Raw genomic sequence first — 12043 nt, forward strand, 5'->3', positions numbered from 1 at the left:
CATGGCAAGTTTGGCAGCAGACATTCATTCTATAAAACTTTTACCGTTCCTATCAACTAGGACGGCAAAATAGGTTCGAAAGTTTCGTGGAAAAATTGGGAAACACCCGGTAAGATGAGGGAAGGAGGGAAGGACACGCATGAATATCAGCGAAATGGCCATCCGAACGGGGCTGACGCCCCGGGCGATCCGATATTACGAGTCGAAAGGGCTGATCCGGCCCGGCAAAAACGATCGGAACGGCTATCGTGAATACGGGCAGCAGGATGTCTGGAGGCTGCAGACGATTGCGGCGCTGCGCGAGCTGGACGTTCCCGTCGAATGCATCTCGGCGATGCTGCGGAGCATCGACCGGGACGATCCGGGCGAAGTCCGGCGCTATCTGGAGCTGCAGCGGGATGCCTGGTACATGAAGCTGGCGGAAGCCAAAGCGATGCTCGACACGCTGGAGCGGCTGCTGGGAGACGCGCCGGCAGGCTCGGAGTATGAGCGGTTGCCGGAGCTGACGTCGTCGCTGAAGGAAGCGAGGGAGATCAGGCGGTCGTGGTCGGACCGGTGGGACTTCGGCAAGCGCGCGGAGCAGCTAGAACGGGGCGTGTGGCTGCCCGCCGGGCTGGACCGCACGATGGCGGATACGTATGGGCGGACGATCCGGACGACGGCCGAGTGGGTCCGGCCACGCCCGGACGAGACGGGGCTGGACCTGGGCGCCGGCACGGGAGCACTGTCGGGGGCGCTCCTGCGGGCCGGGGCCGGGAAGCTGATGGCGCTGGAGCAATCGGAGGAGATGGCGGCGTGCTTCCGGCGCAACTGCGGCGGGGTGGAGGTGCGGATCGGCAATGCGCTTGCGATGCCGTTTATGGACGGAACGTTTGATTACGTGGCGTCCACGTTCGCTTTGCCGTACCTCGACGAACGGCAGCAACAGGCGGCGCTGGCGGAGCTTGATCGCGTGCTGAAGCCGGACGGAAGCCGTCTGGCGCTGGCGGGACCGTGGGCCGAGACCGAAGAGGAACGGGATGGCGCGCCGGACGACGCTCGGGGGGAGTACGCGCCGCTGCGGCCACGCTGGAACGAATGGCTGCGGAAGCGCGGCTATCGGACGGCGTATGTGCCGATCGCCGGAAGGATCGGGCTGTTGTTCGCCTATAAAGCCCGGGTGTGACAAACGGGAAATGTTCCGTATCATATTCCGGGTCGAACAAGGGGTAAGCAATCTGGTCGGCGGCAAAATCGAGGAAGGAGAGACTGGCATCGAAGCCGCTTACAGAGAATGGCTTGAGGAAACCGGCATTTCCAAAGAGGATGTTACGCTGCATCATGTCATGGATTTTACCTACTATATGCAAACTTGCTATGCGGAGGTTTATGCCGGCAGATCGAAGCGCGATGTCGGGATCTCCGGGGATGAAACGAATTGTACTGGTTTGATGTGAATCAAAATTTCTTTGACATGTCCCGATACGCGGGTGAAGGAAATATCGGGCATATGCTGGAGCAGGTCAACATGAGCAAAGAGATAGGGTTGACGGATTAATCCTTTCGAGGATAAGTACAAAAAGCTTGGCGATCTGCCAAGCTTTTTGCGAGTTGTCCTTCCATTTGTTATTGAAGCGAGGAATGTCATACCCGAAGTTCTACGTACATCTCGTCGTCGATATCAAGCGAGACGTCTTCCCGATATACGCGAATATTGAAATGATGATAGACGTACCGCATGACCGCTTCGATCAGGTTGGCTTCCACGAGAACCTGCGTCCGTCCGTCGACGGTGACTTCCGCCGAGTAGCCGTACTGTTCGTCCCATTGAAGCTCGACGTTGACCAGCTCGGGTCTGGTCTGTTTGCGTTCCGCCATGTGCTCGCATACGGCGTTGATCAGTTGTTGCTCCGACAGTCTCATGGCTGGAATCTTCTCCGCTCCTCATCGCGCTTGCGATCCTTGAAAAATTTGACGACGCGCATGACCAGCATGATGAGCAGCATAATGGCAAGCACGTTCACCATAAGTCCCAGCAACTGGCCGAAGAAGCCCATGCCTCCGAACAGGCCGCCGAACAGCAGTCCCGCGAGACCGCCGAGCATCAAGCCTTTCATCAAGCCGCCGCTGAAAAAGCCGCCGGTTTTCGGAGCCGTTGTCGTGCCGGCGCCCGTTCCCGTGTTGGCGCCGCTCGCCGGCTGATTGCTTTCCGACTTGGCCGGAGCTTTGTTGGCGTCTTTGTTGTAGGATCCGCCGGATTTGTACGAGCCGCCGCGTTTCGCGTCCACTTCGGTAATTCCCGCCGTGCCGACGACCAGAAAACACGCCAGCAGCATCAACAGCAACTTCTTCATTTCTGTCTTTTTCCTCCCGCAGATTGTTATGTGATTTCCTCGCAACTTCTTCATACGGACGACTCGTTCCGAGGTTTCAGGATTCCCCAAAAAAAATGATATAATAACCGGGAGCCGACGACGAACGGAGAGAAGCGGAGGAATCGGGGATGGGAAACCGGACGTATCCGGATGCATACGTGGACTATTTGGTGCATTTTCACGCGAGCCGCGATTATTTCGAATGCCATGAAATTCTGGAGGAATATTGGAAGGAGCATCCCGGCGATCCGTTGTCCGGCGCCTGGGTCGGGCTGATTCAGATCGCGGTGGGGTTATACCATCTGCGCAGAGGGAACCGGGCGGGCGCGGTCAAAATGTGGCGTTCGGCGCTCGACCGGCAGCTCGCCGGCTTCGACGCCGGCCGGCTCGGCCTGGACGACGCGGCGTTAAAGCGGGAGCTTCGGGCCCGTCTCGACGAGTTGGAAAGACTGGGAAGGGATGAGCCGCTGCCCGCCTTCCGCGATCTCGACTTGCCGATCGCGGACGAAACGCTGCTGCAGGCGTGCCGGGCGCGGTCCAAGGAGCTGGGCTTCTCCTGGATATCGCGCAGTCCTCTTGACGATCCCGAGCTGATCCACCGGCATTCCCGAAGAGACCGCAGCGAGGTGCTGCTGGCGAGGGAACGGGAGCTCCGGCGGCGTCTGTCGCTCCGAATCGAAGCCGATCTGCCGTATACGATCTGCTTCATCCGCCGCGGCGACGAGGTGCTGCTGCTGAACCGCCGGTCGGCGCCCTGGATGGGCTGCTGGAACGGCGTCGGCGGCAAGCTGGAGCCGGGCGAGACGCCCGCCGCCAATATCGTCAGGGAAATCCGCGAGGAGACGGGGCTGGAACTTAAGCAGAGCGAAGTCGTGTGGAAGGGGATCGTCACCTGGACGGTGGACGGCGGCAGGCTTGGAGGCATGCATGTATTCGTCGCGAATCTGCCCGGACATCTGGCCCTGGAGACGCCGAAACAGACGGAGGAAGGCATCCTGGACTGGAAGCGCATCGACTGGATCACCGATCCCGCCAATCAAGGCGTGGCGTCCAATGTGCCGCGGTTCCTGACAACCTTGTTCGAGGACGCGTCGGAGTGGGAGCACCGCTGCGTGTTCGAGGCGGGCCGTCTGACGGGTTACGAGCGGCTGCCGCTTGGCGTCGACTTGCGCACGGTCCGGCGGGGAAACGGATAGGCAATACCTGGAGGCTGTCCGCATAGGTTAGAGGGGAGAGGTTTTGCCGGACGCGGATCGGGGTGGAGTCATGTACAAGCTCGCGGCGCTCGTATGGGGAACGCTGATGTGGTCGGCGACCACGATATTGCTGCAGGCGGCCGGCCATTGGTGGGTGCGGGTCGATCAGACGCCGTGGATCTTGGGCTGGTTCGCCGCGGCGATCCCCTATGCCCATGTATGGACGATGCCGATGTACGACTACCTGGAGCTTCATGGACGTTCCAGGATGGAAGCGGCCGTTCGATTCGCCTGGATCAATCTGCTGCTGAATTCGGTAACGCTGCTGCGGTTCGAAGCGTGGTTTCCGAATATGCCGCCCCAGTCGGGCATATATGTCGGCGCATGGCTCATGTGGGTTCATGCGTTGGGTCTGGCCTCGGCCTGGCTGCCGGAACGGAAGCCCGCGCGCAGAAGCTGAAGAACCCGGAGACGGGACGCGGGGACGGTTCGGGGAAGCGGCTGCCGGATGGCATTGGCGCGCCTGACGCAGCGCCAGCCATCCCAGCCGTGCGGTTATCGAAAAGAGGGGGAAAACAGGCCGCAGCCTTGTCAAACGCGTTCCGGGGAGATGTTCGCGTCCAAAGCGCATTGATCCATCGACTGGCCGAGCCGCTCCAGCTCCGCGTAACCGTCGTCGACCACTTCCAGCTTGCCGGTGGTCGGGTCGATGATCAGGCCGTGAACCGGAATGCCCTTGGGCAGCAGCGGATGGTTGCGCACAATCTGCACGCTCTGGGCGACGCTCTCGCGAACATCCTGGAAGCCGCGCCACCAGCGGAACATATCCAGCCCGGAATGCTGCAGCGTATCGAGCACTTGATCGCTGATGCCGTAACGTTTGGCTTTCTCGAGGAAGGCGTCGGCGTTCAGCCCGGTCATGCCGCAGTCGAGATGGCCGATGATCATCACTTCGCGGGCCTTCAGTTCGTAGATCGTGACGAGAATGCTCCGCATGATGTTGCCGAACGGCTGGGTAATGATCGCTCCGGCGTTTTTGATGATTTTGACGTCGCCGTTGCGCAGGTTCAACGCCTTGGGCAGCAGCTCGGTCAGGCGCGTGTCCATGCAGGTCACGATGACCATTTTTTTATTCGGGAACTTCGTCGTCAGGTATTCCTCGTACATCCGGTTTTCCACGAAGTTTTGATTGTACTGAAGAATATCGTGCAGTTGTCCTTTGGTTTGTCTCTCCATGGTAGGGCCTCCTTTACCGGACGGGTTGCTTGCGGCGATCGACGATCGCGAGTCGGGCGTTGTAGATTTGATGGCGGCTGCGCAAGGCGCAGGCGTTCGTATCGGGCTTGTAATCCAGCGTCATCTCGTCTTCGAAAAACACTTCGTGGCGCCGTTCGTAGCCGAGCTCGAAGGGGGCGCATTCCGCGCGCAGATCGTCGTCCGCCAGCTCGTCCACGATCCATACGGCCGGCACGCCGCTGACGGCGCAGCCGCAGCCTTCCGAATCGTACACGAGCTTGAGGGCGCCGCGTCCGCCCCGCATTTGCTCCAGCCGGTCGCGGGCGGCTTCCGTCACATGCACTTTCATCTCCATCTCTCCTTCCTTCCAGCGATTGTACCACAACCCCGTTCAAAGTTGAATGCCGCCCGGCGAACGCTTATGATGGAAGAGACAAGGAATATATCCGTAAAAAGGAGCTGGATCATCCATGAGCGAGCCGTTGGAAGCGAAACGGCAGGAATTCCGTATCTACCTGCGGAAAATTCGAAGCTATGAGGAAGCGTTGGGCGTCCTGTACTGGGACCTGCGCACCGGGGCGCCGAAGAAGGGCGCCGATATGCGCTCGGAAGTGATCGGCTCGCTGTCCGGCGAGATGTTCCGGTTGTCCGTCGCGCCGCAGATGGAGGAGTTCTTGAATTACTTCGAGCAGTCGGAGATCCGGGAACAGCTGAGCGAGGTCGACCGCGTCATTGTGCGCGAATGCCGCAAGGAGTTCGACCGCAGCCGCAAAATTCCGCCGGAGCGCTACGAGGAATACGTCGTGCTGACGTCGCAGGCGGAGACGGTGTGGGAAGAAGCGAAGAAGAAGTCGGATTTCGCGATGTTTAAGCCTTACCTGGAGAAGGTGGTGGCGTTTAACCGCGAGTTTATCGGCTTGTGGGGATACGAAGGCCACCCGTACAACACGCTGCTCGACATGTACGAGCCGGGGATGACCGTGGACAAGCTCGACCGTGTCTTCGGCGAATTGCGCGAGAAGCTTGTGCCGCTGTCGGCGGCGATCCGCGAGCGGGGGGACGCGCCCGATACGTCGATGCTGCGCCAGACCTTCGACAAAGACCGGCAGAAGCAGTTCAGCCTCATGATGCTCGGCCAGCTCGGCTACGACTTCGATGCCGGACGGCTGGACGAGAGCGTGCATCCGTTCGCGACGGGACTGAATCCGGGAGACGTCCGCATCACGACGAGGTATCTGGAAAACGACGTGGTCAGCGCCTTGTTCGGCACGATTCACGAATGCGGTCACGCGCTGTACGAGCAGAACATCTCCACGGACCTGTACGGCACACCGCTGTGCACCGGCACCTCGATGGGCATCCACGAGTCCCAGTCCCGGTTCTGGGAGAACATGATCGGCCGCAGCCGTCCGTTCTGGCAGCGTTATTTCCCCGACTTGAAGAAGCTGTATCCGGAGCAGTTGGCCAACGCCGACGCGGAATCGTTCTACCGGGCGATCAACGTGACGAAGCCGTCGCTGATCCGCATCGAGGCCGACGAGCTGACGTACAACCTGCATATCATGATCCGCTACGAGCTGGAGAAAGCGCTGTTCGGCGGGGAACTGGCGGTAGAGGACCTGCCGCGCGCATGGAATGCGAAATATGCGGAATATCTCGGCATCGAACCGTCGAACGACGGAGAAGGCGTGCTGCAGGATGTGCACTGGTCGAGCGGCGGCTTCGGCTACTTCCCGTCGTACGCGCTCGGCAATATGTACGCGGCCCAGTTCATGCAGGCGATGCGCCGCGAGCTCGGCGATATCGACGCGCTGGTCGGCGAGGGGCGCTTCGCGCCGATCAAGGATTGGCTGGTCGACAAGATCTACCGCTACGGGAAGCTGCAGACGCCTGGGGAGATCGTGTCCCGCGTGACAGGCGAAGAGCTGAACCCGTCGTACCTGATCGCGTATTTGGAAGAGAAATACCGCGATATTTACAAGCTGTAACCGGATGGTTCCGGCCGGGCCGGATGCGGTTCCCCCCCGCGGGACGCGTCCGGCTTTTCCGTTTCCCATCCCGATCACGGACAAGGAGAAGGATGTTGACTTATGGAAGTGCAACGGGTGACGACCGACCGGCAGTTGGAGGAGGCGTACAAGATCCGGGAGAAGGTGTTCGTCGAGGAGCAGGGAGTTCCGCCGGACAAGGAGCGGGACGAACATGACGCGTATTCGGAGCATGTGCTGGCGTACGCCGAAGGCAAGCCTGTCGGAACGGGCAGAACGCGCATGGTCGGCGATTCGGCCAAGCTGGAGAGGGTTTGTATTCTCGAAGCTTACCGCAAGCACGGAATCGGCAAAGCGATCATCCTGGAGCTTGAACGGATCGCCCGGGAAAAAGGCGCGGTTAAGGCGAAGCTGCACGGGCAGACGCATGCCGAGGCGTTCTACCGCAAGCTGGGCTACGAAACGAAATCGCCCGTCTTTCTGGAAGAAGGCATTCCGCATGTGCGGATGGAGAAACCATTATAGCCTCCCGACCGTCCGCCCGCGCCCCCGACAAGCGGAAAGCGCCGCCGTCCGCCGGGGGAGGCCGCGGGCATACGCATCGAAACCGGAAGAGGGCCCGGCCCGTTCTTCCGGTTTTTTTGTTCAAAGGGGGCGAAGACGCCTCCGTTCCGCCTTCCGCGCGCCGATCCCCTTGCGTGTCTCCGGCCAAGCGCTGCGGCGCCGATTCGCCCCAATCGCCCAGACACCCCGATCTGTGCAAGCGCATAAGATGGAGCAGATGACATTCCGGATGGAGGAAATCTGCCATGATGCTCAGACGATGGAGGATCGCCGCGCTGGCGGCCGCGGCTTCTTTGCTTGCGTTGACGCTGGCCGCTTGCGGCAAGGACGACGCCCCGACCAAGGTGAGGATCGGGGAAGTGACGCGGTCGATTTTTTACGCGCCGCAATATGTGGCGCTGGCGAAAGGCTTTTTCGCCGAGCAGGGACTGGAAGCGGAGCTGACGACGATCCCCGGGGGAGACAAGACGATGACCGCGCTGCTCTCCGGCCAGATCGACGTCGCGCTGGTCGGATCGGAGACGTCGATCTACGTGCACCAGCAAGGGTCCGCCGATCCCGTGCTGAATTTTGCCCAACTGACGCAGACGGACGGAACGTTCCTTGTGGCGCGCAAGCCGATCCCGGATTTCAAATGGGAGCAACTGAAAGGGACGGTGTTCCTCGGGCAGCGCAAGGGCGGCATGCCGCAGATGGCCGGAGAGTTTACGCTGAAGAAAAAAGGGATCGATCCGCAAAAGGATCTGACGCTGATCCAGAACGTCGAGTTCGCCAACATCCCGGCGGCGTTCGCCTCCGGCACCGGCGAATTCGTGCAGTTGTTCGAGCCGCAGGCGACGGTGATCGAACGCGAGGGCAAAGGGTATGTCATCGCATCGTTCGGGGTCGAAAGCGGGAAGCTTCCTTATACGGTGTTCATGGCGAAGCAGAGCTTCATGAACAAAAACGGCGGGACGATCCAGAAGTTCACGAACGCGGTCCGCAAAGCCCAAAAATGGGTGCAGACGGCCTCGACGGCGGAAATCGCCGAAGCGATCCTGCCTTACTTCGAGAACGTCGACAAAGAGGTGGTTACCCGCGTCGTCGAACGGTATAAGTCGCAAGGCTCTTACGCAACCGACCCGATCGTGGACGAAACGGAGTGGAATCATCTGCTCGACGTGATGGAGTCCGCCGGCGAATTGAAGCAGCGGGCCGAATACGGCGCGCTGGTCAATACGAAATTCGCGGAAACCGCGGTCAAGGAAGTCAAGTGAGCGGCTTCCCGCTCGATCCGGTTCCGGCGGCGCGGCGGCAAAGGGAGGGATTTGGATGGAAGCGGCGGTGGAGCTGGAGAAAGTCTCTCAGGTGTTCGTGAACGGGTCGGAGGCGCGGCTGGCGGTCGAGCAGATCAGCCTGCAGGTGCGGCCGGGCGAATTCGTCAGCCTGGTCGGCCCGAGCGGCTGCGGCAAGACGACGATTTTGTCGATCGCGGCCGGTCTGCTCCGGCCGACCCAAGGGACGGCGAGGGTGTTCGGCGAAGCCGTCGACCGGCCGTCCGAACGGGTCGGATATATGCTTCAGCAGGATTATTTGTTTCCATGGCGGACGATTATCGAGAACGCGACGCTCGGGTTGGAGCTTCGGGGGAGATTAAACGCCGAGACGAAGCAATACGCGCTGCATCTATTGGAGGAGATGGGGCTCGCGGACGTGGCGCGGAGCTATCCGTCGCAGTTGTCCGGGGGGATGAGGCAGCGGGTGGCGCTGGTGCGCACGCTGGCGACGGAGCCGGATATCTTGCTGCTCGACGAGCCGTTCTCCGCGCTCGATTACCGGACGAAGCTGCAGCTTGAGGATCTCGTCTGGGATACGCTCAAGCATCGCGGCAAGACGGCGCTGCTCGTGACGCACGACATCTCCGAGGCGATCGCGATGAGCGACCGGGTGCTGGTGTTGAACCGCAATCCGGGCCGGCTTCGCCGGGAGCTGGCGATTCCGCAGCGGCTTCGCGCGGATTCGCCGTTCTATGCGCGGGAACAGCCCGGCTTCCAGGAATTGTTCCAGGATATCTGGCAGGAATTCGAATCGATGGAGAGGTGAGGGGCCGTGAGCGGTAACCCGCATAAGCCAGGAGCTCCCTTCGGCCGCGGCGGCGCGGCCGAAGGGAGCGGCGCCGCCTTGGAGCAGTCGGAGCTGGCGCTGTACCGGCGCCGCGGGCGCATCGAACGAAGATGGATTGCCGTATGCCGATTGTCGATCGTGCTTGTATTTTTCGGCTGGTGGGAGTGGGCGGGACGCTTGGGCTGGGTCGATCCGCTGCTGTTCAGCTACCCGAGCCGCATCGTCGGGCTGCTCAGGGACATGGCGGCCGACGGCTCGCTGTGGCCCCATCTCGGCTGGACGGTGGCGGAGACGGTCATCGGGTTTGCGCTTGGCACGCTGCTCGGCACGGCGCTGGCCGCCTGGCTCTGGTGGTCGAGATTTTTGGCGCGTATGCTTGACCCGTTCCTCGTCGTGCTGAACAGTCTGCCGAAAGTCGCGTTAGGCCCGCTGTTTATCGTCGGGCTCGGTCCGGGACTGTCGGCCATTGTGGCGAACGCCCTCGCCATCACCGTCATTATTACGACGATTCATATCTATAACAGCTTTCGCGAGGTCGATCCGAACTATATCAAGCTCGTCCGGCTGTTTGGCGGGAGCAAGCGCACGGTGTTCGTCCAAGTCGTGCTTCCGGCGACGGTCCCTTCGATCGTGTCCTCGCTCAAGGTAAACGTCGGCCTGGCTTGGGTCGGGGTCATCGTCGGCGAGTTTCTCGTCTCGAAACAAGGGCTTGGCTACCTGATCATCTACGGATTCCAGGTCTTCAACTTCACGCTCGTTTTCGCGAGCCTGTTCGTAATTGCGGTCGTGGCGACCGTTATGTATCAAGCCGTAGCCTGGCTGGAGAAGAGGTACACGCCGAAAGACAAACCCAATTGAGATCTGCCCGCAAATCCGTTACGATAGGAGACAGGCGGCCGTGTGTCGAAATTTGACAGATTGCCGCCGAATCCGGGAAAGGCGTGACGGAATGGGCATTCGCGTGATCAAAACCGCGGTCGCCGCGGTTTTAGCTATTTATATGGCGGCCTCGATCGGCCTGAACAATGCGATCTCCGCGGGGCTGCTGGCCGTTCTGGGCGTAGACGTAACCATCAAGCGCAGCCTGCTGACGGTGGCGCAGCGGCTGCTGGCGTCGTTGTGCGGGCTTCTGCTCGCAGTCGTGTTGTTTTGGCTGTTCGGCTTCGATTATTGGGTGGTCGGCGTATTCGTGCTGATCGCTTATCCGATCTTGAGCCGGATCGGGCTGAGAGACGGTATCATCACATGCACCGTCGTCGTCCTTCATTTGTTCGCTTCGCGAAGCACGGATCTCGGTCTGATCGTGAACGAGGTGATGCTGCTCGTCGTCGGACTCGGTACGGCGATGGTCGTTAACGCTGTATACATGCCGCGCGAGGAAGGCCGGCTCGCGAGCTACCGATCCGAGCTGGAGGAGCAGTTGTCGCGGATTTTCAAACATATGGGCGCCCATCTGCGGCGTCCGGACACGATCTGGGACGGCAGCGAACTGCTGCGCGCGCACGAGTTGATCGCTGAAGGGGAGAAGCTGGCGCTTCGGGTGCTGGAGAACCGGCTGTTCCACGCGGATTCGTATTGGAAAAACTATTTTCGCATGCGCGGCCGCCAACTGGCCCGAATTGAACAGATGCTGGAGCTGATCGCGCTTGTGGATCAGGCGCTGCCCCAAGGGGAGAACGTCGCGGAGCTGTTTGAGGAACTGTCGAAGGACGTGAAGTCCTTCTATTATACCGGCAATGTCGAGAAGCGCCTCGATGCAGTCGAGAGGGAGTTCCGAGAGATGGAGCTTCCCCGCACGAGGCAGGAATTCGAGATCCGCGCGGCGCTGCTGGGGCTCTGCCGGGAGCTTCGGGCGTATCTGGAGCGGGCGAAGCGGGAAAAACGCAAACGCCCCTGACCCCGAACGGGGTCTGAGGCTCGTAAAAGTTTTTGTCACCCTAGACGAATGTCCTGCATACACTTTATTGAATTGATTGTATGGAGGAGGTTCAGTTGGATGGCGCACACCGAGAAACAGACGCAAACCCGAGAGATTTACGTCAAAGCGGTCTGCGGAAAAGGTCGTAAGTTTGCGCAGGTGACACATACCGTTACTCCGCCTCACGCTCCTTCCAGCATCCTGGGTTGTTGGGTGATCAACCATCAATACGAAGCCGTGAAGTCTGGCAACGGAGTGGAAGTTGTGGGTACTTACGATATCAACATCTGGTATTCCTACGACAAAAACACGAAAACCGACGTTGCCAAAGAAACGGTTCCGTATTCCGAGCCGGTCCCGCTGACGTTTCTCGATCCCAATGTGCGGGCCGGTACGGAAGAGGTTCACGCTTACGCGACCCAGGAGCCCAACTGCGTGGAAGCAAACGTGGCGAAGCACGACGGCAGCGTCGTGATCCGCGTGGAACGGGAATTCCGCGTAGAGCTGGTCGCCGAGACGAAAATTTACGCCTTGGTGAGCCCGGTCGGTCCCGACGATTTCGACGACAAGGACGTCGATTTCGTGCATACGACGAGCGACGACGATTTCGAAGACCTCGATCCCGATTTCCTGGATGACGACTTATCTTGATCCTGGTATCAGTCTATGCGGGATACCGAAGTC

At 60.4% G+C, this 12043-nt stretch carries 15 protein-coding genes; 11 read left to right on the top strand and 4 right to left on the bottom strand.

The window, feature by feature from the left end; all coding sequences use genetic code 11:
* Positions 1–139: 139 nt before the first annotated feature.
* Positions 140–1165, top strand: a complete 1026-nt coding sequence (locus FE781_RS07940; protein ID WP_138789085.1) for a MerR family transcriptional regulator — start codon at positions 140–142, stop codon at positions 1163–1165.
* Between the two features lie 10 nt (positions 1166–1175).
* On the top strand, positions 1176–1436 hold the full coding sequence (locus FE781_RS07945; RefSeq protein ID WP_246068103.1) for an NUDIX hydrolase: 261 nt from the start codon (positions 1176–1178) through the stop codon (positions 1434–1436).
* Positions 1437–1623: 187 nt separating this feature from the next.
* Here the strand turns inward: FE781_RS07945 and FE781_RS07950 are convergent, their stop codons facing one another.
* A complete protein-coding gene (locus tag FE781_RS07950) occupies positions 1624–1902 on the bottom strand; it encodes a DUF2653 family protein (RefSeq protein ID WP_138789086.1) in 279 nt (92 codons plus the stop codon).
* Entirely contained in the window at positions 1899–2333 is a 435-nt protein-coding gene (locus FE781_RS07955; RefSeq protein ID WP_138789087.1) for a hypothetical protein, read from the bottom strand. The genes FE781_RS07950 and FE781_RS07955 overlap by 4 nt, the downstream gene beginning before the upstream one ends.
* 149 nt (positions 2334–2482) lie before the next feature.
* On the opposite strand from FE781_RS07955, the gene FE781_RS18075 reads away from it, so the two are divergent.
* Complete coding sequence (locus FE781_RS18075) at positions 2483–3550, top strand: DUF309 domain-containing protein (protein WP_342774292.1); 1068 nt, start codon at positions 2483–2485, stop codon at positions 3548–3550.
* Positions 3551–3620: 70 nt separating this feature from the next.
* Positions 3621–4010 carry a DUF5367 family protein gene (locus FE781_RS07970; RefSeq protein ID WP_138789088.1) on the top strand — a complete coding sequence of 130 codons (390 nt, stop codon included), beginning with the start codon at positions 3621–3623 and terminating at the stop codon, positions 4008–4010.
* A gap of 131 nt (positions 4011–4141) precedes the next feature.
* On the opposite strand, the gene FE781_RS07975 is transcribed toward FE781_RS07970, so the two are convergent.
* Together FE781_RS07975 and FE781_RS07980 are read right to left on the bottom strand one after the other, a co-directional pair.
* Positions 4142–4786 carry a beta-class carbonic anhydrase gene (locus tag FE781_RS07975; RefSeq protein ID WP_138789089.1) on the bottom strand — a complete coding sequence of 215 codons (645 nt, stop codon included), beginning with the start codon at positions 4784–4786 and terminating at the stop codon, positions 4142–4144.
* 13 nt (positions 4787–4799) lie between these two features.
* On the bottom strand, positions 4800–5135 hold the full coding sequence (locus FE781_RS07980) for an iron-sulfur cluster biosynthesis family protein (protein ID WP_138789090.1): 336 nt from the start codon (positions 5133–5135) through the stop codon (positions 4800–4802).
* 121 nt (positions 5136–5256) lie between these two features.
* Between FE781_RS07980 and FE781_RS07985 the strand changes: the two genes are divergently transcribed.
* From FE781_RS07985 to cotE, 7 genes are all read left to right on the top strand, one after another.
* Positions 5257–6774: a carboxypeptidase M32 gene (locus FE781_RS07985; protein WP_138789091.1), complete on the top strand. Its 1518-nt coding sequence runs from the start codon at positions 5257–5259 to the stop codon at positions 6772–6774.
* Between the two features lie 102 nt (positions 6775–6876).
* Positions 6877–7299 carry a GNAT family N-acetyltransferase gene (locus FE781_RS07990; protein WP_138789092.1) on the top strand — a complete coding sequence of 141 codons (423 nt, stop codon included), beginning with the start codon at positions 6877–6879 and terminating at the stop codon, positions 7297–7299.
* Between the two features lie 284 nt (positions 7300–7583).
* The gene (locus FE781_RS07995) at positions 7584–8594 is read left to right on the top strand and encodes an ABC transporter substrate-binding protein (RefSeq protein WP_138789093.1); all 1011 of its coding nucleotides are present in this window, start codon (positions 7584–7586) and stop codon (positions 8592–8594) included.
* Between the two features lie 55 nt (positions 8595–8649).
* Positions 8650–9420: an ABC transporter ATP-binding protein gene (locus FE781_RS08000; protein WP_138789094.1), complete on the top strand. Its 771-nt coding sequence runs from the start codon at positions 8650–8652 to the stop codon at positions 9418–9420.
* 120 nt (positions 9421–9540) lie between these two features.
* Complete coding sequence (locus FE781_RS08005) at positions 9541–10299, top strand: ABC transporter permease (protein WP_379253090.1); 759 nt, start codon at positions 9541–9543, stop codon at positions 10297–10299.
* 91 nt (positions 10300–10390) lie between these two features.
* Positions 10391–11338: an aromatic acid exporter family protein gene (locus FE781_RS08010; protein ID WP_138789096.1), complete on the top strand. Its 948-nt coding sequence runs from the start codon at positions 10391–10393 to the stop codon at positions 11336–11338.
* A 99-nt stretch (positions 11339–11437) separates the two neighbouring features.
* A complete protein-coding gene (gene cotE, locus FE781_RS08015; RefSeq protein ID WP_138789097.1) occupies positions 11438–12010 on the top strand; it encodes an outer spore coat protein CotE in 573 nt (190 codons plus the stop codon).
* Positions 12011–12043 lie beyond the last annotated feature (33 nt).

The organism is Paenibacillus thermoaerophilus, assembly GCF_005938195.1.
GTDB classification, from domain to species: domain Bacteria; phylum Bacillota; class Bacilli; order Paenibacillales; family Reconciliibacillaceae; genus Paenibacillus_W; species Paenibacillus_W thermoaerophilus.

What these genes read in the sequence shown, in the direction of transcription:
- FE781_RS07940 (WP_138789085.1), top strand. Translation starts at nt 140, where the DNA reads ATGAATATCAGCGAAATGGCCATCCGAACGGGGCTGACGCCCCGGGCG.
- FE781_RS07945 (WP_246068103.1), top strand. Translation starts at nt 1,176, where the DNA reads ATGTTCCGTATCATATTCCGGGTCGAACAAGGGGTAAGCAATCTGGTC.
- FE781_RS07950 (WP_138789086.1), bottom strand. Translation starts at nt 1,902, where the DNA reads ATGAGACTGTCGGAGCAACAACTGATCAACGCCGTATGCGAGCACATG.
- FE781_RS07955 (WP_138789087.1), bottom strand. Translation starts at nt 2,333, where the DNA reads ATGAAGAAGTTGCTGTTGATGCTGCTGGCGTGTTTTCTGGTCGTCGGC.
- FE781_RS18075 (WP_342774292.1), top strand. Translation starts at nt 2,483, where the DNA reads ATGGGAAACCGGACGTATCCGGATGCATACGTGGACTATTTGGTGCAT.
- FE781_RS07970 (WP_138789088.1), top strand. Translation starts at nt 3,621, where the DNA reads ATGTACAAGCTCGCGGCGCTCGTATGGGGAACGCTGATGTGGTCGGCG.
- FE781_RS07975 (WP_138789089.1), bottom strand. Translation starts at nt 4,786, where the DNA reads ATGGAGAGACAAACCAAAGGACAACTGCACGATATTCTTCAGTACAAT.
- FE781_RS07980 (WP_138789090.1), bottom strand. Translation starts at nt 5,135, where the DNA reads ATGAAAGTGCATGTGACGGAAGCCGCCCGCGACCGGCTGGAGCAAATG.
- FE781_RS07985 (WP_138789091.1), top strand. Translation starts at nt 5,257, where the DNA reads ATGAGCGAGCCGTTGGAAGCGAAACGGCAGGAATTCCGTATCTACCTG.
- FE781_RS07990 (WP_138789092.1), top strand. Translation starts at nt 6,877, where the DNA reads ATGGAAGTGCAACGGGTGACGACCGACCGGCAGTTGGAGGAGGCGTAC.
- FE781_RS07995 (WP_138789093.1), top strand. Translation starts at nt 7,584, where the DNA reads ATGATGCTCAGACGATGGAGGATCGCCGCGCTGGCGGCCGCGGCTTCT.
- FE781_RS08000 (WP_138789094.1), top strand. Translation starts at nt 8,650, where the DNA reads ATGGAAGCGGCGGTGGAGCTGGAGAAAGTCTCTCAGGTGTTCGTGAAC.
- FE781_RS08010 (WP_138789096.1), top strand. Translation starts at nt 10,391, where the DNA reads ATGGGCATTCGCGTGATCAAAACCGCGGTCGCCGCGGTTTTAGCTATT.
- cotE (WP_138789097.1), top strand. Translation starts at nt 11,438, where the DNA reads ATGGCGCACACCGAGAAACAGACGCAAACCCGAGAGATTTACGTCAAA.